This window comes from Enterococcus olivae (assembly GCF_053760925.1).
This window is the reverse complement of sequence record NZ_JBSMVT010000008.1, coordinates 106,102-127,088: the sequence shown is the minus strand read 5'-3', so window position 1 is coordinate 127,088 and position 20,987 is coordinate 106,102. Positions and strand designations below refer to the sequence as shown.

24 protein-coding genes are annotated in these 20,987 nt (G+C 33.4%); 20 read left to right on the top strand and 4 right to left on the bottom strand.

Annotated elements, in window-relative coordinates:
• Window positions 1–111 precede the first annotated feature (111 nt).
• The 11 genes from ACWODM_RS07590 to ACWODM_RS07540 all read left to right on the top strand — a co-directional run bounded on the left by ACWODM_RS07590 (window position 112) and on the right by ACWODM_RS07540 (window position 8,092).
• Window positions 112–450: a cupin domain-containing protein gene (locus ACWODM_RS07590; RefSeq protein WP_455320772.1), complete on the top strand. Its 339-nt coding sequence runs from the start codon at window positions 112–114 to the stop codon at window positions 448–450.
• A 96-nt stretch (window positions 451–546) separates the two neighbouring features.
• The gene (locus ACWODM_RS07585) at window positions 547–1,554 is read left to right on the top strand and encodes an alpha/beta hydrolase (protein WP_455320771.1); all 1,008 of its coding nucleotides are present in this window, start codon (window positions 547–549) and stop codon (window positions 1,552–1,554) included.
• A gap of 2 nt (window positions 1,555–1,556) precedes the next feature.
• Window positions 1,557–2,135, top strand: a complete 579-nt coding sequence (locus ACWODM_RS07580; protein ID WP_455320770.1) for a carboxymuconolactone decarboxylase family protein — start codon at window positions 1,557–1,559, stop codon at window positions 2,133–2,135.
• Between the two features lie 20 nt (window positions 2,136–2,155).
• Window positions 2,156–2,809, top strand: coding sequence for an NAD(P)H-binding protein (locus tag ACWODM_RS07575; RefSeq protein ID WP_455320769.1), 654 nt, complete (start codon window positions 2,156–2,158; stop codon window positions 2,807–2,809).
• 98 nt (window positions 2,810–2,907) lie between these two features.
• Window positions 2,908–3,651, top strand: coding sequence for an SDR family oxidoreductase (locus ACWODM_RS07570; protein ID WP_455320768.1), 744 nt, complete (start codon window positions 2,908–2,910; stop codon window positions 3,649–3,651).
• Window positions 3,652–3,668: 17 nt separating this feature from the next.
• On the top strand, window positions 3,669–4,394 hold the full coding sequence (locus ACWODM_RS07565; protein ID WP_455320767.1) for a flavodoxin: 726 nt from the start codon (window positions 3,669–3,671) through the stop codon (window positions 4,392–4,394).
• 63 nt (window positions 4,395–4,457) lie between these two features.
• Window positions 4,458–4,952, top strand: coding sequence for an MFS transporter (locus ACWODM_RS07560; RefSeq protein WP_455320766.1), 495 nt, complete (start codon window positions 4,458–4,460; stop codon window positions 4,950–4,952).
• Between the two features lie 33 nt (window positions 4,953–4,985).
• Complete coding sequence (locus tag ACWODM_RS07555) at window positions 4,986–5,795, top strand: MFS transporter (protein ID WP_455320765.1); 810 nt, start codon at window positions 4,986–4,988, stop codon at window positions 5,793–5,795.
• A gap of 19 nt (window positions 5,796–5,814) precedes the next feature.
• Complete coding sequence (locus ACWODM_RS07550) at window positions 5,815–6,669, top strand: aldo/keto reductase (protein WP_455320764.1); 855 nt, start codon at window positions 5,815–5,817, stop codon at window positions 6,667–6,669.
• Window positions 6,670–6,686: 17 nt separating this feature from the next.
• On the top strand, window positions 6,687–7,085 hold the full coding sequence (locus tag ACWODM_RS07545; protein WP_455320763.1) for a MerR family transcriptional regulator: 399 nt from the start codon (window positions 6,687–6,689) through the stop codon (window positions 7,083–7,085).
• Between the two features lie 26 nt (window positions 7,086–7,111).
• Window positions 7,112–8,092, top strand: a complete 981-nt coding sequence (locus ACWODM_RS07540) for an aldo/keto reductase (protein WP_455320762.1) — start codon at window positions 7,112–7,114, stop codon at window positions 8,090–8,092.
• 73 nt (window positions 8,093–8,165) lie between these two features.
• Here the strand turns inward: ACWODM_RS07540 and ACWODM_RS07535 are convergent, their stop codons facing one another.
• Window positions 8,166–9,608 carry a sensor histidine kinase gene (locus ACWODM_RS07535; RefSeq protein WP_455320761.1) on the bottom strand — a complete coding sequence of 481 codons (1,443 nt, stop codon included), beginning with the start codon at window positions 9,606–9,608 and terminating at the stop codon, window positions 8,166–8,168.
• Window positions 9,592–10,260 (bottom strand): response regulator transcription factor, encoded by a 669-nt coding sequence (locus tag ACWODM_RS07530; RefSeq protein WP_455320760.1) that lies wholly within the window; start codon window positions 10,258–10,260, stop codon window positions 9,592–9,594. The genes ACWODM_RS07535 and ACWODM_RS07530 overlap by 17 nt, the downstream gene beginning before the upstream one ends.
• Before the next feature lie 187 nt (window positions 10,261–10,447).
• On the opposite strand from ACWODM_RS07530, the gene ACWODM_RS07525 reads away from it, so the two are divergent.
• The 7 genes from ACWODM_RS07525 to ACWODM_RS07495 all read left to right on the top strand — a co-directional run bounded on the left by ACWODM_RS07525 (window position 10,448) and on the right by ACWODM_RS07495 (window position 17,048).
• Entirely contained in the window at window positions 10,448–12,277 is a 1,830-nt protein-coding gene (locus tag ACWODM_RS07525; RefSeq protein ID WP_455320759.1) for a penicillin-binding transpeptidase domain-containing protein, read from the top strand.
• Window positions 12,278–12,416: 139 nt separating this feature from the next.
• A complete protein-coding gene (locus ACWODM_RS07520; protein WP_455320758.1) occupies window positions 12,417–13,661 on the top strand; it encodes a carboxylate--amine ligase in 1,245 nt (414 codons plus the stop codon).
• Window positions 13,662–13,694: 33 nt separating this feature from the next.
• A complete protein-coding gene (locus tag ACWODM_RS07515; protein ID WP_455320757.1) occupies window positions 13,695–14,390 on the top strand; it encodes a flavodoxin in 696 nt (231 codons plus the stop codon).
• 230 nt (window positions 14,391–14,620) lie between these two features.
• Window positions 14,621–15,328: a TraX family protein gene (locus ACWODM_RS07510; RefSeq protein WP_455320756.1), complete on the top strand. Its 708-nt coding sequence runs from the start codon at window positions 14,621–14,623 to the stop codon at window positions 15,326–15,328.
• A 13-nt stretch (window positions 15,329–15,341) separates the two neighbouring features.
• Window positions 15,342–15,863 carry an SH3 domain-containing protein gene (locus ACWODM_RS07505; RefSeq protein ID WP_455320755.1) on the top strand — a complete coding sequence of 174 codons (522 nt, stop codon included), beginning with the start codon at window positions 15,342–15,344 and terminating at the stop codon, window positions 15,861–15,863.
• Window positions 15,857–16,207 carry an Arm DNA-binding domain-containing protein gene (locus tag ACWODM_RS07500; RefSeq protein ID WP_455320754.1) on the top strand — a complete coding sequence of 117 codons (351 nt, stop codon included), beginning with the start codon at window positions 15,857–15,859 and terminating at the stop codon, window positions 16,205–16,207. The genes ACWODM_RS07505 and ACWODM_RS07500 overlap by 7 nt, the downstream gene beginning before the upstream one ends.
• Window positions 16,208–16,214: 7 nt before the next feature.
• A complete protein-coding gene (locus ACWODM_RS07495; protein ID WP_455320753.1) occupies window positions 16,215–17,048 on the top strand; it encodes a site-specific integrase in 834 nt (277 codons plus the stop codon).
• 636 nt (window positions 17,049–17,684) lie between these two features.
• Here ACWODM_RS07495 and ACWODM_RS07490 read toward each other — a convergent pair.
• Window positions 17,685–18,425: a response regulator transcription factor gene (locus tag ACWODM_RS07490; RefSeq protein ID WP_455320752.1), complete on the bottom strand. Its 741-nt coding sequence runs from the start codon at window positions 18,423–18,425 to the stop codon at window positions 17,685–17,687.
• Window positions 18,415–19,674 carry a sensor histidine kinase gene (locus ACWODM_RS07485; protein ID WP_455320751.1) on the bottom strand — a complete coding sequence of 420 codons (1,260 nt, stop codon included), beginning with the start codon at window positions 19,672–19,674 and terminating at the stop codon, window positions 18,415–18,417. The genes ACWODM_RS07490 and ACWODM_RS07485 overlap by 11 nt, the downstream gene beginning before the upstream one ends.
• Window positions 19,675–19,912: 238 nt before the next feature.
• On the opposite strand from ACWODM_RS07485, the gene ACWODM_RS07480 reads away from it, so the two are divergent.
• Entirely contained in the window at window positions 19,913–20,191 is a 279-nt protein-coding gene (locus ACWODM_RS07480) for a BMC domain-containing protein (RefSeq protein WP_455320750.1), read from the top strand.
• 15 nt (window positions 20,192–20,206) lie between these two features.
• Window positions 20,207–20,983, top strand: coding sequence for a propanediol utilization microcompartment protein PduB (gene pduB, locus ACWODM_RS07475; RefSeq protein ID WP_455320749.1), 777 nt, complete (start codon window positions 20,207–20,209; stop codon window positions 20,981–20,983).
• Window positions 20,984–20,987: the final 4 nt, after the last annotated feature.

Genomic DNA, 20,987 nt, shown 5'->3' with positions numbered 1-20,987 from the left:
AAAGCTTTATCCAAGAGTATACAGTCTGAAAACAGATTATTTTTAGAGAAAATACCTGACCTTATTTCAAAATAGGTTATTCGTTCGATAAAATAGATTAAATATTGAGCTATGAATTATTCAGGTTATTTAGAAACATTAACAGCGGATCCTATTAGAATTACGAATGTTACTTTTGAAGCAGGTTGTCGTAACAATTGGCATATTCATCATAAAGGCGGCCAAATTTTATTAGTTACTGCGGGTGAAGGCTGGTATCAAGAGTGGGATAAGCCAGCGCAAAAGTTAATAACAGGTGATGTTGTCAATATTCCAGCAGAACGAAAGCATTGGCATGGTGCTGCTAAAAACAGCGAATTCGTTCATATTGCAATTTCTATCCCGGCAGATGAAGCAACCACTGAATGGTGTGAAGCAGTAACAGATGAGCAATATAATCTATTGGATTAAAGTTGTCAGACTTACTTCTTTAGCTAGAAGAGTGAATCGCGGTATGCGATACATCTTTTTTTTGGGATGTATTACATATACTAAGGAGGTTTTAACATGGAACCCTTAATAATCAAAGAACAAGGCTCATTTACTGCAGGTGGTAAAACAATTATAGCACCAGGACAATTTGATTTTAACGATGCACATGGTATCGCTGGACAAACAAGACATGGAGATCATGCGTATGTAGAATATCAAGTTCCAATGAATCCCAATAAATTACCGTTGATTTTTTTGCATGGTGCAGGTCAGTCTGCTGCTGGATGGCAGACAACACCAGACGGCAGAGAAGGTTTTAATAATATTTTTTTGCGAAAGAATTATAGTGTGTATTTAGTTGACCAACCCCGTAGAGGACGTGCGGCTCAAAATATTGTAAAAGCTGAAATTGATCCAATCACAGATGATCAGCTTTGGTTTAGTAATTTTAGAATCGGTCATTGGCCAAATGTAGACGAAGATATGGCGTTTCCAAAAGGCAGACAAAATGTGAAGAACTTCTTACAGATGATGACTCCAGATGTTGGACCATACGATCAAGATGTCATTGCAAAAGCATTTGTGCAAGTTTTCGAGAAAGTTGGAAAAGCTGTATTGATTAGTCATTCCCAAGGTGCCGGATCAGGATGGCAAATTGCTACAGAAAGTCCAAATGTTCAGGGAGTTGTATGCTTAGAACCAGGAAGTGGATTTGAATTTCCTAAGGGAGAATTACCGGAATCAATCGAATCGCGTAGTCCTTGGGGAGCTCTTTCAGCTGGTGAGATATCGGATAAGAAATTTAAACGTTTAACAGAAATTCCAATCATCATTATTTATGGTGATATGGTACCGCGTGAACCAGCGGAAGAATGGCCAATTGATGCTTGGCGAGCTCGCGCTGAAATGGCTGATAAATGGGTCGAATGTATCAATAAACATGGCGGACAAGCAGAAATTTTGAGATTACCAGACATTGGTATCAATGGAAATACACATTTCTTGTTCCAAGATACTAATAATCAAGAAATAGCTAATGTCATTGATGATTGGTTGAAAAAAAATAATTTGGCGGAGGGATAATGATGGCAGATAAATTAAGGGCTAAACAAATCGATCTGATTACAGTCACATTTTATGCAACAGTTGGTGATTTAGACCAGCTAAAAATAGCACTTACTAAAGCCTTAGATAATGGTTTAACGGTAAACGAAGGGAAAGAAGTAATGCTGCACATCTATGCATATGCAGGTTTTCCAAGGAGTATTAACGGAACCGTCACTTTGATGAATTTATTAGAAGAACGTAATCAGCAAGGAATTATAGATATAGAGGGAGTTGACTCCCACAGTCTAGCCGATTCAATTGATAAAAATGAATACGGTGAAAAGATGCGAACGTCTTTAACTGGACCACGGCCGGAACCAGCATATGCTAAATTTTCGCCAGCCTTGGATGTCTTTTTAAAAGAGCATTTATTTGCAGACCTTTTTGCTCGAGAAACTCTTTCAAAGCTGGAACGAGAACTTGTTACTATTAGCGTATTAGCGGCATTAAAAAATGTACCAACGCAATTGAAGACACATATCCAAATTAGTCAAGATCAAGGATTAACAGATAATCAAGTCGAAGAATTCACTCAAATAGTGAATCAATTGCTTTAAAAATTTAAAATCGAGAATGGATGATAAGAATGAAAAAAGTATTGATTATAGGTGCTAATGGACAAATTGCACGAATTGTTATAGAGAGACTTTTAAAGGAACAAGCAGATACCGAATTAACGCTTTATTTGCGTAACAGCAGTCGTTTAAGTAGCTTAGCTGGCGATCGTGTAAAAGTTGTTGAAGGAGATATTGATAGCTTAGCAGATTTGAAAAACGCAATGTTAGATCAGGATATGGTTTTTGTAGCCTTTGTTGATCATGATAAAGAGAATACAGCTACTAAAAATGTGATTGAGGCAATGAAAGAACAAGGCATTAAGCGTGTAATTTCAACCAACGTTCTCGGAATTTATGATGAAGTACCTGGAGAATACGGCCGTTGGAATCAAGAAGCGATTGCATCAGGACTTCCTTCAGCAATTGCTTCAGATAAGTTACTCGAAGAATCAGGATTAGATTACACTACTTTACGTTTACCATGGTTAAATGATCGGGATGAAGTAAAATATGTTCTTACGCACAAGAATGAAGAGTATGTAGGTGTTTCTGGTTCTCGACAAAGTATGGCGGATGTAGTGATTCGTATTATCGAAAATCCAGAATTTCTCAAAAATGATAGTGTAGGCATTGCTGATGCAGATACACAAGGAGAAGACCGCCCTGTATATTAATTATCAGCGACAGACTGATTTAAACATTAGGTTTGCTATGTAGTTCACTTCATAGTTTATACTTTTAATATAGTTATTAGTGAGGGAGGAATATTTTTATGTCAGAAAAAAAAGTCGCAATAATTACAGGTGCTTCAAGCGGAATTGGTGAAGCTGCAGCAAAATCATTGGCTGCAACCAGCTGTATCGTTGTTTTGGCAGCCAGAAGAGAAGAACGTTTAAAAGAATTGGTGAAAGAAATTGAAATGAGTGGCGGAGAAGCATTGTATTGTGTAACTGATGTAACTAAAAATTCAGAAGTGGAAACGTTAATAAAATTAGCTGTAGATACGTATGGAAAAGTAGATATTTTAATCAACAGTGCTGGAATTATGCCACATTCACCTTTAAAGGACCAAAGAATTCAAGATTGGGATAATATGATTGATATTAATATCAAAGGAACACTTTATGGTATTGGAGCAGTCCTTCCTTATATGAATGAACAAAAGTCTGGTCATATCATCAATATTTCTTCAGTTGCAGGACATTATGCACATGCAGGAGGTGCAGTCTACTCAGCGACCAAATGGGCTGTAAGAGCAATTAGCGAGTCTTTAAGAGAAGAAGTGGCACAAGATGATACGAATATCCGCGTATCGATTGTCTCTCCTGGTGCAATCAACACTGAATTACTATCTTCAATCACAGATCCTGAAATTAGAGAGAATAATGCAAAATTTTATGAAAACTTTGGTATATCAGTGGAACGTGTTGCATCGGCTATTCAACAAATAGTTGATGTACCAGCGGATACAGCTTGGAATGAAGTGATTATTCGTCCGACGAAACAAGTACGATAAAGAAAGAAGGAATGATATTGAAGAAACTATTTAGTCTAATCTTAATAGGTGGAATACTACTAGTAGGATGCGCTGAAAATGGAGATGAGAATAGTATGGATCAGGAAAGTAATCGTGAAATCAGTCAGAATTCAAATGAGCAAACGTCAAGTTCCTCAAATACCAATTCATCACGTGAGATTGTAGGTACTGGAGAATATGGTAGAGGAGCAAAATCAGATGGTCAAGATACTAACAGTCAAGAAAATCCAATGAGACTGTTGACAGATGATTCTGATTCTATCATTATTTATTTTTCTAGAAGTGGGAATACAGAAAATTTAGTTAAAATGATTCAAAATGAGACTCAAGCAGATATTCTTGAGTTAACAATCTTAGAACCATATCCTGCAGATTATGATGAAACAGTAGATAGAGCTGATGAAGAAAGAGAAAGTGGAAATTTACCCGAAATTAGCGCCGAAATACCTGACATGAGTCAATATAACCAAGTTTACTTAGGTTATCAAACTTGGTCTATGACTTTATCAAATCCTATAATGAGCTTTTTAGAAAGTTATGGAGAAGAAATAGATGGTAAAACAATTCATCCATTTTCATCTAATGCGGGATATGGAGAAGGTAATTCCATTGAGAGAATACAAGAACTGCTTCCTAATAGCTCAGTTGAAGAAAGTTTCTCAGTAGAAGATGAAGATGTTGTATCATCAGAGAATGCTTTGAAAACTTGGTTGGATAAATAAAAACTGCTTGCGTTGTAGTTCACTCCATAGTGTATTGTTTATTTTATAGATGGAGGAATGAAGATGCGAGAATTAAAAAAGAAGAATAAACTGGATATTGTACTTCCAATTATTTTATTGAGTTATTTTATAATACTATTAGATAATTCAATCGTTTTTACTGGAACTGTAAAAATTCAACAAGAGTTAAATTTAAATACTACAGAATTGTCATGGGTTACCAATGCCTATTCTTTGACATTTGGAGGGCTTTTGCTATTAGGAGGGCGTTCTGGAGATATTTTTGGTAGAAAAAGAATGTACAATATAGGATTAATCATATTTGGGTTGGGTTCACTATTCGTCGGTTTGGCAACAGATGCTTTTACTATAATTATATCCAGAGCTTTTCAAGGAATAGGATCTGCGATATTAGCACCTACGACATTGGCTCTTTTGATGGACGCTTATCAAGGGGACGCTCGAACTAAAGCTGTTGCAGCATATGGTGCAACAGCAGGGATTGGGTCAGCGATTGGTTTGATTATTGGAGGAGTATTGGCTAGTCTTTTCAGTTAGAGAGATGGGTTTTTTATAAATGTTCCCGTTTGTATGCTTATGTTATTCTTATCCATCAAGTTTATTGATGAGAAAAATTCATCTTTTGGAAAAATAGATGTCATAGGTTCTGTCGTTTCAGTTATTGGAATGGTTAGTTTGGTCTATAGTATTTCGGGAGACAGTCAACAGCTTGTTGCTTTAATCATTGCGATAATTTTTATGGGTTTCTTTGTATGGTTTGAGTCTAGAACTTTAAATCCGATTTTACCATTATCTTTATTTCATAACAAAGAGCGGGTAGGAGCCTATATTGCTCGATTTACTTTTATGGGTTCTATGTTAAGTTTATGGTTTTTAACACCTCAATTTCTACAGAATTATTTCGGTTACTCACCGTTAATCGCTGGTCTAGCTTTTTTCCCATTGTCATTTTCAATCTTTGTTTTTTCAATGGCAGTCTCAAAATTGACAAAAAAATGGGGGAACTCAAAACTAATGATAGTGGGATTGTTTATTACAATTATTGGTATGTTTAATTTGATGTTATTCAATAATCAATCTAATTATTGGATGGGTATTGCTGTACCAATGGTTATTATAGGCATGGGTCAAGGATTTTCTCTTAGCCCCCTAACTTCATCAGGAATTACACAAACTTCTGGAGAAGAGGCGGGAGCTGCTTCAGGTGTTGTAAATATGGTTCATCAAATTGGAGGCTCCATAGGTCTGTCTATTATTATTTCTTTAACCAGTAATATTAAAAATATAGTTACTCAATTTCATTATCAAATGATGATTGCTGCAATTTATATTGTGATTTCTTTTATTGTTGCAATTATTTTAATTTATAAAAAAAACTAATTAGAAAAGAGGAAGTAATATGCAATATGTAACGTTAAATAATGGTGTTAAAATGCCACAACTTGGATTTGGTGTTTTTCAAATGACGGATTTGGATGAATGTGAAGAAATCGTTTATGAGGCAATTACTCATGGATATCGTTTAATCGATACTGCCGCATCTTATGGAAATGAAGAAGCGGTAGGGAAAGCGATTAAGCGTAGCGGTGTTCCTCGCGAAGAATTGTTTATTACTACAAAATTGTGGATAAGTGATGCAACTTATGAAGGAACAAAGAAAGCTTTTCAACTTTCATTAGAGCGATTAGGTTTAGATTATTTAGATTTATATTTAATTCATCAACCTTTAAATGACGTTTACGGTTCTTGGCGTGCGATGGAAGAATTATATGAAGAAGGTAAAATTCGTGCTATTGGTGTATCAAATTTTTATCCAGATCGTTTAATTGATTTGATTGCATTTAATAAGGTCACACCTGCATTAAACCAGATTGAAATTAATCCATTCTTTCAAAGAGAAGAAGATTTACAAGTAATGAAAGAAAAAGGTGTGCAATCAGAAGGTTGGGCGCCATTTGCAGAAGGAAAAAATGATTTATTCCATAATGAATTATTACAAAAAATTGGAGATAAATATAATAAATCAATCGCTCAAGTTATTTTACGTTGGAATATTCAAAGAGGAGTTATAGCGATTCCTAAATCTGCTAATGTGGATCGAATGAAACAAAATGCTGATATTTTTGATTTTGAATTATCAGCTGATGATATAGAAAAAATTTCAACCTTAGACGAGAATAAATCAAGTTTTTTTAATCACAGAGAACCTGCAGCAATAGAACGTTTGGTCGGAATGGTCAGAAATACAAAATAATAAAGTGAGTGAGTGCCATGAATATTAAAGAAGTAAGTGAGCGCTATGGTATAACAACTGAAACTTTACGTTACTATGAAAGAATTGGAGTGCTTCCTCCAGTTACTAGAGATAAAAATGGCTACCGAGACTTTTCTGATAAAGACTTAAATTGGGTTTATTTTGTTAAAGTATTAAGAAAAGCAGGAGTTTCTATAGAAGGCTTAGTTGATTATGCTAAACTCTCTCAACAAGGTGGAGAAACATTAGAAACAAGAAAAACAATTCTTTCTGATCAACTGGAAGAGATTAATCATCGTATTAGAGATCTAGAAGAAGCTCGAGATTACCTTCAGTATAAAGTAGAGTCCTTTTATACTCATATGGCTAAATTTGAGGAAGAAAAATTGGAAATAGATAACAATCGTTCAACTTAATATTCTATATGAAAGGAATGATATGCTTGTATTATGTAAAATTAGGTAATACTGGAATCGATGTTTCACCTCTTTGTTTAGGATCTATGGGCTTTGGTAATCCCAATACGGGCTTTAGTGAATGGTCTTTAGATGAAGAAAAGAGTCGTCCAGTCATTTATAAAGCTTTAGAGTTGGGTATCAACTTTTTTGATACCGCTAATATTTATTCTTATGGAAGCAGTGAGGAAATACTAGGAAAAGTTCTAAATGATTCTGCTAATAGAGATGAAATAATTGTTGCAACGAAACTTTTCATGCCTATGAAGAAAGTTCCTAATAGTGGTGGGTTATCTAGAAAAGAGATTTTTCATCAAATAGATAAAAGTTTGGAACGATTACAGATGGATTATATAGATTTATATATCATTCATCGCTGGGATTACGAAACACCGATTGAAGAAACAATGGAAGCTCTTCATGATTTAGTGAAATCTGGAAAGGTACGATATATTGGCGCATCTGCTATGTATACTTGGCAATTTGCTAAAGCACAATTTGTAGCTGAACAAAATGGTTGGACCAAATTTATCTCAATGCAAAATCATTTGAATCTATTGTATAGGGAAGAAGAACGAGAGATGCTACCTTTTTGCCAAGATCAAAAAATTGCAGTAACGCCCTATAGCCCATTAGCTGCCGGGCGATTAACACGTGATTGGCAAGCAACGACAAAAAGATTTTTAACTGATAACGTTGCTGTATCTAAATATGATCAAACTGAAAGTCAAGACAGACTTATTGTAGATAGAGTTGCAAAGATAGCTCATGAACTAGATGTTAGCAGATCTCAAGTATCTTTAGCTTGGTTATTGCAAAAAGAAACAGTAGTAGCACCGATTATCGGTGCTACTAAAGAAGAACATTTGATCGATGCACTCCCATCTATCGATTTAAGATTAACTACAGAACAAATTGCTTATTTAGAAGAACCATATATTCCGCATAAGGTAGTTGGAGCAATTTAAGTTATAAAAAAGTAAAAACCTCGATCTTTTTCTATTAGATCGAGGTTTTATTTTATAATTAAGCGTATTAAAATTAGTAGCTATTTATAACAAACCAAAAAGATGTCCTTCCATTTGCAGATTCAGCTCCAAATTCCATATTATGAGCAGATAAAATCGTACTTACAATTGCTAAACCAATACCCGTTCCTTCGTGTCGACCACCTTGATGTTGAACTCTCTGATACCTTTCCCAAATTTGTTCTAGTTGTTCTTGTGGGATATCTTCTCCGGGATTAGCAATAGTTACAGAAATAGTAGTATCCTTTTTTTGGATTAAAACGCGAATAGTTTCCCCATTTTTTGTATGATTGATTGCATTATTTAAAAGATTTCGGAGAACTTGATTTATTTTAAGAGTATCAAGTTCAACATTAATTGATTTTGAAAAACTTACATATTCAATCTGTATATCGTACTGATAAGCAATACCTCTTCCGTACTCTACTGTTGATTGAATTAGATCGTAAAGGTTACACAATTCTAATTTTAATTCGGAATAACCTGCTTGCATCATTGAATAATCCATTATATCGTCGACCATTTGGTTTAAACGATCGGTTTCATTGATAATCACATCCATATTGTTTTTTCTTTGTTCCTCATCATTGCCAGTCACGTCTCGAACCATCTCGCTGTATCCTTTGATCAAAGATAGAGGGGAACGAAGCTCATGTGAAACATTGGCTATAACTTCCTTTCTAAGGACATCTAGTCGCTGCAGTTCTTTGCCTAATTCATCAACTGTGTTTGATAAAACTCCGAGTTCGTCTTTACGATGTAAGTTTGGACTTGCTTCTAATTCTCCTTTAGTTAAATCAGTAACCGCATTTTTAATTCGATCTATGGGTTTAATAAATTGTCTAGCTAAGAAAAAGGCGATTATGGATGCTACAACTGAAAGTAAAAGACTAAACAAAAGCAATTGTTTTCGGTTTAAAGATTGTAAAGCATCAATTTGAGTGATTGTATTGTAAAGTAAGACACCAGCTTTTTTTCCTTCTAAAGTAGTAGGAACACCAATTAATATAGCAGTAGTCCGAGAGAAATCTTGAACCTTCTTAATTGATTGACCATTAATTACATCAGTAGAGTAATCTAATATCCAGGAGTAATCATGTTCTAAATTATTTAAATTCACTTCTTGACCATTGTTATATGCGTGAGTAACGTTTCCATTTTCATCAATTAGAAAAGACATCCCAACAATTGTTTTACTCAAAAAAAGAACGGGGTTGTCGCTACTAGACGAATCAAAGCCTTCAATAGATTCTAATTCCTTCACATTTTGTTGGACACGTTCGTAAAGAGTTTCCATTGTTGTTTCAGTATAGTTAGGTTCAAAAAGTAAAATCTGAACAGTCCACAAAAAGATAATTGCGACTGCAACTAAAAACATATTTGCTAACCAGAGTCTTACTAATAACTTGCTTTTCAAATAATTAACTATTGAAAGTAAACTATTCTTTATATTCAAATTTATATCCCACTCCCCAAATAGTTGTAATCAAGTTACGATATTCTTTTAAATTCTCTCTCAAAGATTTAATGTGAGTGTCTACAGTTCTCGTATCGCCAAAATAATCGTAACCCCAAATATTTTTTAGAATAGTTTCTCTCTCTAAGACTATCCCGTTATTTTTAGCTAAATAAATGAGTAAATCAAACTCTTTCGGTGTGAGAGAAAGCTGTTCATCATTCAAAGTAACAGAATGAGCTCTTTCTTCTAAAATTAAATTACCAAAAATAAACGCTTCATCTTCATTAGATTGACTTCTTTTGAGAACGGCTCTAATTCTTGCCATTAATTCTTTTGGACTAAAAGGTTTTGCAACGTAATCATCGACTCCTAAATTAAATCCAAAGAGTTTATCATATTCTTCTTTTCGAGCTGTTAGCATGATTACTGGGGTTTCGGAAAATTTGCGTAATTCTGAAAGAGTTTGGAAGCCATCATCACCAGGCATCATCACGTCTAATACAATCAAACTAAAGTTTGTTTGCTTCACCATATCTAATGCTCCCACACTGTTTTCTGCTTCGTAACATGTAAATCCTTCAATTTCGCTATACGTTTTTACTAATTTTCTTAAATGGAAATCATCATCTACAATTAAAATTTTTTTCATTTTTATGTATATCTCCTTTGAATAGATATAGGAATTATTGAGCGTTAGTATACCACATTTTTATTGAGTTTATTTATAAATAGTTAAACTTTTTCAAAAGATTGAGGCTTCCATCACAGTCTTCTCACAATTAAAAATTAGTATCGAATTATCTTATATGGATTTTAAAGCAAGAGAGGAAAAGTAAATGAAATTTAAAAAACTACGTTTGAAGATTAAAACTAAAAATAACCATTCAGAAAACAGAAAAAAAGTTGGATTGCTTCTTTTTTTTACTAGTATAGGGATTTTTTTTCTTTTTGTTGCTCGCATATCCTACATAGTTATTGTTGGAAAAGTAGCTGATGTTCCACTTGATGAGAGATTGGAATCATTATATCGTGGAACTGAAATTATTCAGGCAAAGAGAGGGACCATTTATGATAGAAATCAACGAACTATTGCAGAAACTGATTTAACATTCTCTGTTCGAGCGGTGTTATCAAACACTTACAAGTCTGGAGAAGAAGACTTATATCTGAAAGAAGAAAATTTTGAAAAAGTTTCAACTATTCTAAGTAAGTTGACATCTCTCACGTATGAAAATGTCTATCAAAGTCTAATTTTTGGCTTAAACGATGATGGGACTACCAGGTTTCAAGTAGAATTTGGGAACGAAGGAAGAACTTTGAGTATACAAGAGCGTAATAATATTGAAAAAGCACTAGCAGAAGAAAATATTGTAGGGGTTTATTTTGATCAATCTATCGGTCGTTCATATCCTAATGGAATTTTCGCTTCACATTTAATCGGTTTTGTCAGTGAAAATCAGGATAATACATTAGAAGGAAACTTGGGTATTGAGAGTATTTATAATGAGTTTCTCTCAGGTGAAAATGGCTTAATTGAATATCAAAGAAACAATAATGGAAATCCAATACCTGGAACTATAGAAAATATAGAAGAGGGAAATGATGGAGTAGATATTTATACAACACTCGATAGTCGTATCCAAATGTTAATGGAAAGATTGCTTAATGAAGTTCATAATGAATCTCAGCCTGAAAGTCTGAGTGCGATATTAATGAAAGCAAATACCGGAGAAATAGTTGCTATGTCACAAAGACCTTCTTTTCACCCAGAAACATTAGAAGGTATGAATTCGGAAAATTTTATTTGGCGTAATTTATTTGCAGAAGAAAATTATGAACCTGGTTCTACTTTGAAGCTAGCGACAATTGCTGCTGCAATGGAATCTGGTAACTTTAATCCAGATGAACAATTTGAATCAACTAATATTCGTGTGGAAGACGTTGAAATAGCAGATCATGATTTTGGAAGTAAGGGCACATTGACGATGCGACAAGCCTTATCATGGTCTAGTAATGTAGGCATGGTTAAGTTACACGATAAAATGGGGAATCAACAGTGGGAGTCATATTTGGAAGATTTTGGCTTTGGGGAAAGTACTTTTTCTGGAGTTGAAGGAGAAATTGATGGAACGTTACCTAAAAATAATCAAGTTGATCAAGTAATGAGTACTTTTGGTCAAGGGATTGGTGTCAGTCAGTTTCAAATGTTGCGTATGTTTAGCGCATTTGCTAATAATGGAAATATGCTTCAGCCACATTTTATTAAACAAATAGTAGATTCAAAAAGTGGAGAAGAGACTCTATTCAGTCCAGAGATTGTAGGGCAGCCGATTTCGGAAACAACAGCTGAGACAATTTTAGAGTATATGCGTGATGTAGTTGAAAGTGAAGATTATGGAACAGCGTATGGGGTATATAACCTTGAAGGATATAATGTTTCAGCAAAAACTGGCACAGCGCAAATAGCTAATCCGATACAAGAAGGTTATTTAAGAGGGCAACATGAATATTTATACTCGAGCGTTTTATTATATCCTTCTGAGCAGCCAGAGTACATCTTCTACTTAACAATGAAACGACCTGAAAGATATGATCGAACTACTTTAGCAAAAATTGCCAATCCATTGATGGAATATTCAATGAAATTAGAATTAGACAGTAGATAATAATTTATTCGTATAAAATAAATATTTTACGCTATTAAAATTTTTTGGATTTTCAAAAAACTTTAATTTCTATAACAAATCTCTCACAATTTAAGAATAAAATTGAGAAAATGTTAAATAAAATAAGAAAGGAATTGTTATGGAAAGCATTAGCTCTTTAGTTCCTATTTTACTAGGAAGTGATATGAATGTTTACGGGATGGCTCGAGCTTTTCATGAAGCGTATGGTATTTGTTGTGACGCCTATGCTTCGCAACAGTTGGCCCCTACGAAATACAGTAAAATAGTTAGAGTTCAGTTAGTTGAAAATTTTCAAAATGAAATAATTTTTATTAATACTTTAAAACAATTAAAAGAAACAATTTATACAGATGCTAGTAAAACATACCTTTTAATTCCTTGTGGCGATGTATATGTAAAATTAGTTTCAAAATTTAAAGCTGAATTGGAAAATGATTATACGTTTAATTGTAATAATCTTAAACTGTTCAATACACTTTCTGACAAAGCAACTTTTTATGAAATATGTGAACAATATGGATTGCCATATCCCAAAACCCAAATTGTTTCAATGAATAAAATCGATATTGAAGAAATTATCAATTCTTTGGATAGTTACCCCGTTGTTCTGAAACCTGCCAATAGTATTCTTTGGTTATCAACAAAATTTGAAGGGAAAAAGAAGGCTTTTATAATTAAGACCAAACAAGAATTACATTCTATCCTTCAAAAAATAAAGTATTCTAACTATAGTGAGAAAATGATTATACAGGATTATATTATAGGCGATGACAGCTACATGCGAGTTGTAAACATTTATGTAGATAAAGGTGGAAGAGTTCAACTAATTTCTATGGGACAACCGCTTTTAGAAGATCCTTCTCCAGAAGCTATAGGCAATTATATGGCGATATTACCAGATTATGATGAAGCACTATTTCTTCAAATTAAGCAATTTTTAACTAGTATTCATTATAAAGGTTTTCCTAATTTGGATTTGAAGTATGATGAAAAAGAAAATAATTTCAAAGTATTTGAGATTAATCTACGTCAAGGTCGAAGTAGTTATTATAGTACACTGAATGGTTATAATCTAGCCAAAGTATTAACAGAAGACTTATTTTATAATTTTAAAGACGAAAAATTAATTGGTTCCGATGATCAGCTTCCCACTAAAATGTGGCTTGCAATACCAAAAAGGTTAATGACTAAATATGTCCCCGACTCTCCCAGTAAGAACTATGCTTTAGAGTTGATTAAAGAAGGGAATTATGGTTCGACAGTGTTCTATAAAAAAGATTTTTCTATTCGAAGATGGGTCTTGATGGCATATATGTATTCTCTTTATCGAAAAACTTATAAAAAGTATTTTGAAATAAAATGACACTATATTAAAAGATTGAAAGTAGGTAAGGAAATGAAAAAAATAGTTAAAGGTCTACTGCTAGCACCAATTTTATTCACTTTGGTAGCTTGTACGCCAGATGAACCACAAGAGAATGATAATACTGAAGTAGGACAGAACACCCAAGGAAGTGAAGGATTTTCAGCTAGTGAACGTGATCCTGAACGCACATTAATTGTTTATTTCTCTATGCCTGAAACGGGCGGAACGGATGCTGTTGCTGGCTCAAGTCGTGTAGTTACAGAAGAAGAGGAAGTACTAGGTAATGTTCAGCAAATGGCTTATTGGATTGAAGAAGAAACAGGTTCTGATACATTCCAAATCACAACCATAGACGAATACCCAGGTGACCACGATGAATTAGTGGCGCAGGGAGAAGCAGAAAATGAAAGTAATTTTAGACCAGAAATTGCCAATCATATTGAGAACTTAGAAGACTATGACACGATTTTATTTGGTTATCCAATTTGGGTTTATGATCTGCCAAGTGTTATTTATAGTTTTCTAGACGATACTGACTTTTCTGGGAAAACAATTATACCATTTAACGCACATGGCGGAAGTGGATTTATTGATACAAGAGAAATCATTGCCGAACTAGAACCAAATGCAGATGTTGAAATTGATAATGGTATTACTATTTCTAGAAATGATGTTCCTGATGCACAACAAGAAGTACTCGATTGGTTATCAGATATTGGATTTTAAGACAAACTAGAAATGAAAATTGACAAATAAACGACTTGTGGATGTAAAATCTATAGGTCGTTTTCTTTATTACTCATATAAAATAGATGAATATGTAAAAAGCATCAGCTCAATCAACAGAATAAAAATAATAGCTACTCTCAATAAAAGACGTAGCGAAAAAACTATGATTATGGAACTTTAATCAGTTATTTAAAATTCAAAAAATTTTATTGAAAGAAGGCAATAAATTGATTGAGACAAGAATAAATAAATTGAAATTTAATGCAAATACGTTAAAAATAATAGCTGTAATAGCGATGATTATTGATCATTCTGCATATTGGTGGGTTTCGAGTGGCTCGACTTCGTATCTTGTGCTAAGTGGAATAGGTCGAATTGTCGCTCCAATTATGTGTTATTTTGTTGCTGAGGGATATTTTTATACTTCGAGTAAGTTGAAGTACTTGGGTCGAATGTTTCTGTTTGCATTAGTTTCACATTTTCCATATGTCCTTTATTTTGATATGGATTGGTGGAGTGGTACAAGTGTCATATGGACCTTGTTTATGGGATTATTGGCATTAACTATTTTGAAGTCGCCAAAAATTCTATCAGTAGAAAAATTAATATTGATTATATTTTGTCTAATGTTAGTTAAAGATGCAGATTGGAATTATATAGGTGTATTATGGATTCTTGGTTTTGGATTTTTTCGCGGACGATTTTCATTGCAAATGGTTGCTTTTGTCGTGATTGGTTTTGTCTTATATCTATTACCATCTTACTTACAAGAAGAATCATTTATCTCCTTGCGTTTAGGTATGCTGTTATCCATTCCACTTCTTGCACTTTATGATGGCACCAGAGGGAAAAACTCGACTGTAATTAAGTGGGGATTTTATATTGCATATCCTTTGCATTTACTTATTCTGTTTATTCTTAGAAATTTGATTTGAGGGATGGATCAGTATGAAGAAATCTCGACTAATCAATATCTTCTTGTCGTTGACACTACTAATTTTTATTCTGTTAATTATGATTTTTTTTAAACAAAAAATAGAGAACAGTTCTTCAACTGATGAAGTTGCTTTTTCTGAAAGAAATGATAGTTCAGAAATTATGAGTAGTTTTGAATTAACTTCCTCTGATGAAGCAACTAGTTCAAGTGAAGTGCCTATACCTAATTCATACCAAGGTCCGTTTGAATTACCTATTCAAAATTCAACAGGTTATGCTTCTATTCAGCTTGAAGTAAAAGAAACATCCAATGTTAATAGTAAAACAACAGCTAGCTTAAATGCTGGTGAAGGATTTAAGATTTTAGAGGAAAATGCGGACTGGTGGCGGATTGAAACAGATAATTTTAAAGGATGGATATTGCATCGATATGCCTTTATTAATTTACCAGATGTTATTCCTAGTATTATTTACAATAATACCAATAGTTATTCTTCTATATTCCGTTCTCATGAGGAGTACTTACTATGGTAAAAATAAAGAATATTTATCAAGACAAAGCTACAAAAAAATGGTATTTCAGAGTGTATTTAGGAACAGATCTGGATGGAAAAAGAATTCAAAAAACGAAACGTGGATTTTCAACTCAAAGGGAAGCAAAACTAGCATTTGACAAATATATGCTAGCTCATGGATTTAGCCAATCAATTACTAACCAAATTGGATTTTCTGGAAAACAAATGACATTTGAAGAATTCTATCGTGTTCGATTTGTTAAATGGTATGAGAAACAAGTAAAACGTCAAACTGTTGAGAATGCTCAGTTTATTTTTTTTTTATCATTTACGGATTCAAGATATTACTACAAAAGATATTGAGGATTGGATGTTTGAACTAAGCCAAACAATCTCTAGAAATGCTAGACTTCAAAAAGATAAATCTACTTTATCAAAAAGTTATATCAATCGTATTCGAGGACATTTGAAAATTGTTTTAGATAGAGCTGAAAAAGAAGGCTTGATTGATAAAAATCCGGTAAATGAAGTTGCATACTTACCAATAGAAAACCAAAAAGTTGATTTTTGGGAAATTAGAGAGTTTAAAAAAGTTATGCAATATTTTGATCGAAATAGTATACAGAGTAAGCATAGAAAACTAGTCTATGAATTACTATTTTATACTGGTCTTAGAATAGGAGAACTTTCTGCCTTAGCTTGGAAAAATGTTAATTTAGAAAAACACCAAATTACTGTGGAAAGAACTTTAGTTTATTCAACTAAGAATGAATGGTATTTTTCAACTCCTAAGACAAATAATGCGTATCGCACAATTGGAATTGGACAACAACTCTCAAAAAAATTAAATGATTGGAAACAATTGCAGAAATTGTTAGGAAATTTTGAGTATGTTATTCAACTAGATGGTACGTTTACACCGCCTTATTCTTTTGCCAGTTGGTTAAAAGAAGCAGCAATAGAGGTTGACATTAAACCAATTAAGTTACATTCTTTAAGACATTCTCATGTAGCCTTTTTAATTGAAAAAAATGTACAACCTTTAGCCATACAAGAGAGAATGGGGCATTCCAATATTCAGATTACTTTAGGAACTTATGGACACCTCTATGCAAAAGCAGATGAGCGTGTCATAGCAGCATTAGATTCTTCACAATCAGAGGATGTTATTTTAGAAGTAAATAACGAATTGGTGTTAGTCTGAGTCTTCCAATTTTCTTCCAGTGCTAGTAGAAAGGTTATTAAATCAACGAAAAAATGTAGATTTTTCCAGTTGAAGATGTATAGGAAATAGAAGGTTCTTTAAAAAACGGCTTTTTAGCCGTTTTTTTGTATTCATGAGTTGATGAGATTGAAATCTTCAGATGACGTGAGACTGTCGAATTAGTGAATCCCGATTTTTATTTGTAATATATAGAAGCTCAAGATGGTAATTTAGAGCATTATGAATGAATATTTATACTGAGGAATTAAAAAAGGAATGTATTTAAAGAATAAGATCTCGTCAGCTTAAAAAAATTGATAATATCTTTCGAGATTAAGAGGACAAAAACTAGAAATTAAATCTATTGATTTAGGTGGTCAAGCTAACTAGTGATTAATCACAATACATTTTTTAAAAGAAAATGAAGGAATAGATACTCCAACATAAAGAAAAACAAGACCAAAAATATCCGAATAAGTTAGAAGAAAGGTCACTAAACCTAAGTGAAATTGTGACGAAGACCATTTGGACTGCCCTAGCAATTCTTCTATTATTCGGATATTTTATCGTTCAACGACGTATATCATAGTCCTTTGAAAAACTACCTGCACTGATTTCTCATAGAAGTACAGAATTCTAAAAACTATTTCTAAATTTTAGTGGACTAACACCTAAAAATTTTTTGAAAATTTTACAATAATAAGAGGCATCTGTAAATCCGGATTTTGTTGCAACCGCATAAATAGGTAATGATGTACTCTTCAATAAGTCTTTTGAAATTTCTAATCGATATAAAATAAGAAATTCACTGAAACTTATGTTCAATTCTTTTTTAAATAATCTACTTAGATACTGAGGATTCAAGTATAGAATTTCTGCCAATGTTTTCAATTGGATATTCTCAGTATAGTTTTCTTCCACATATTTTAATGCTTTTCTGATAATCTCATTTTTACCAATTTCGTTCATTTTTTCTGGAGAACTAATCGTTAGGTTTTCTTGATGTAAGGTTTCTAGTATAGTATTAATCGATTTTTTTAGTTCTTTTGTACGAATTGGTTTCACCAGATAGTCAGCAACTTTGCTATTAATAGCTTTTTGAGCATGTTGAAAGTCTGAATAGGCTGTTAAAATAATTGTTTTAACATTGGGTGAAAACTCAATGATTTTTTTTTGAGCAGAAAGACCATCTAATTCTGGTAGACCGATATCCATCAGTATAATATCAGGCTTAAACTGCTCGGCTAGTTTGATCGCTTCATACCCACTTGTAGCGGTACCCACTATGAGTATTTCTTTATAATTTTTCTCAATGATTTTTTTAAGAGCCTCTTTTTCTAGGTTTTCATCTTCTACAATAAGTAGTTTAGTAGTCATTTATGATTCCCTCGCTTTTATCAAACTGTTTGATGTCCGTAAATGCTGGAAAGGTGATTCGTACAGTAGTTGAATACTTTGCAAAATTTTCAAAAGTTAGACCATATGGATTACCAAAATGGTCCTTAATCCGTAAATGAGAATTGTTGACACCTAATCCAGGATGTTTTTTCTCAGTTGAAAATTTTAAAATACTTTTTTTGATAAAATTCGGTATACCAATTCCTGTATCGCTCACATCTAGAATAATTGTATCATTTACTTTTTTTACAGAAATAATGACTTTCCCACCTTTGAGAAGAGGTTCGATACCATGTATAATAGCGTTTTCAACTATAGGTTGCAAAATCATATTAGGAATACAGTAACGGTTGATACTATCATCAGTGATTATTTCGTAATCCAATCGTTCTTGATATCGTGTCTTTTGTATATAGAGGTATCTTTGAATGTTGGCAAGTTCAGATTCTAATGTAGGAAATTCTTCAGTCTGTCGTAAATTGTATCGTAGTAAATCAGATAAATTATAAATCATTTCTTCAGTCATTTCAGCATTTTCAGTTAAGGCAATTCTTGCGATACTGTTTAAAGTGTTGAACAAAAAATGAGGGTTGATTTGGGCTTCAATTGTTTTTAATTCAGCATTTTTCAGTCGTTTTTCAAATTCGAGTTTTTCATTCGATTCCTTGAGTAATTTTTGCTGAGCGATCGATTTCATGCCCATTTCTATGAGATAATTTGCAATCACCTCATAAAAATCGATGCAATCTTGTAAGTACTGTTCTTCAACTATTGCAATATTATTAACAGCTTCCTGGAGGCGCTCTTTATTTATATTTAATTCACTGGAGATTTTATCTACATTAATAGACTGTCTCGGATCTGTATCTGTTTCTTTACTTACTAATACTTGCCCGCCTAATACTGCTCCTAAAAGTTTTCCTTCCACTATTATTGGTACACAACAATCCTTTAAACCGAAAGAACAATCATAACTAATAGACTTATTTTGATGGAATGCTTTTTTTTCAGCTATTGCATCGCATTCCATGCATCTTTTGGCACCTACTTCTGTTGATCTAATCAAGTCGCAAAAGGAAGTGAAATTATTTAGATTTCCAACTGGTTTTCCTTCAGCATCAACAGTTACAACAGAAACATCAACTAAGTTAGATAATTTTCTCTGAACATTTTGCAAGACAGAAATATCGATCACATCAACCAAGTGTAATTCTTCACTTGTAATCATTAAAAATTCCTCCTATAGAGTTTCCTTATTATCAATTATAGCAGAACATTTTTTAAAAAGAATTGGGTTACGGAAGTTTTCTAAAAATTTAAAATGTCATGATTATTATATATGGTCTTAACAGTTATATTTAATTGGTCAAATACGTTAAATAATTAGTTAACAAACAACAATTTTAGAAAACGTTTTATCTGTATGCTTGTATTGTTAAATATATTTTATTTAGGAGGAATTTTTTATGGGACAAGAAGCATTAGGAATGGTAGAAACACGAGGCTTGATAGCTTCCATCGAAGCAGCAGACGCAATGGTAAAGGCAGCGAACGTGAAATTAGTAAAAAGTGAAAAAATTGGTTCAGGTTTAGTAACCATGCTTGTTAGAGGAGATGTTGGTGCTGTAAAAGCTGCAGTAGATGCAGGTACTTCAGCTGCTCAGGCTGTGGGCGAAGTGGTAGCCACACATGTGATACCAAGACCACATTCAGACATTGAATCAGTTATTTTAGAAAAAGAATAATAAGGAGTGTTGAGAATGAATGAAGAATTATTAGAAAGAGTTCTTTCGGAAGCTCAAAAAAGAGTAAATAATCAGACAGAATCTACTAATGAAGGAAAAGCCGTACATTTGACAGAATTTGTTGGAACTGCCATGGGCGATACGATCGGTATGGTAATTGCCAATATCGATTCACAGCTTCATGAACACATTGGCTTAGATCCCAAATATCGATCTATTGGATTTTTGAGTGCTCGTACTGGAGGAGCGCCACATGTTATGTCTGCAGATGAAGCAGTGAAGGCAACGAATACTGAAATTGTAAAAATTGAGATGGCACGTGATACAAAAGGCGGAGCTGGACATGGAGCGACAATTATTTTTGCTGCCGAAGATGTTTCAGATGCACGTAGAGCAGTTGAAATCACGTTGTCTGCTGTAGAGAAAAACTTTGGTAACATCTATTCAAATGAAGCAGGTCACATTGAGCTTCATTATACGGCTAGAGCTAGTCAAGCACTTGAATTTGGTTTTAATGCTCCTGTCGGAAAATCTTTTGGGATCATTGTAGGAGCTCCAGCAGCCATTGGACTATTGATGGCAGATACTGCAGTGAAAACAGCCAATGTTGAAATTGTTACTTATGCTAGTCCTAACGAAGGTACTGCTCGATCAAATGAAATAATTGTAACGATCACAGGAGATTCAGGGGCAGTAAAGCAATCTTTGATCAGTGCACAAGAGGTCGGTCTAGCCTCTTTGGAAGCATTGGGAGGTACTGCACCATCGTCTTCAACACCCACTTTGGTCTAGTCTG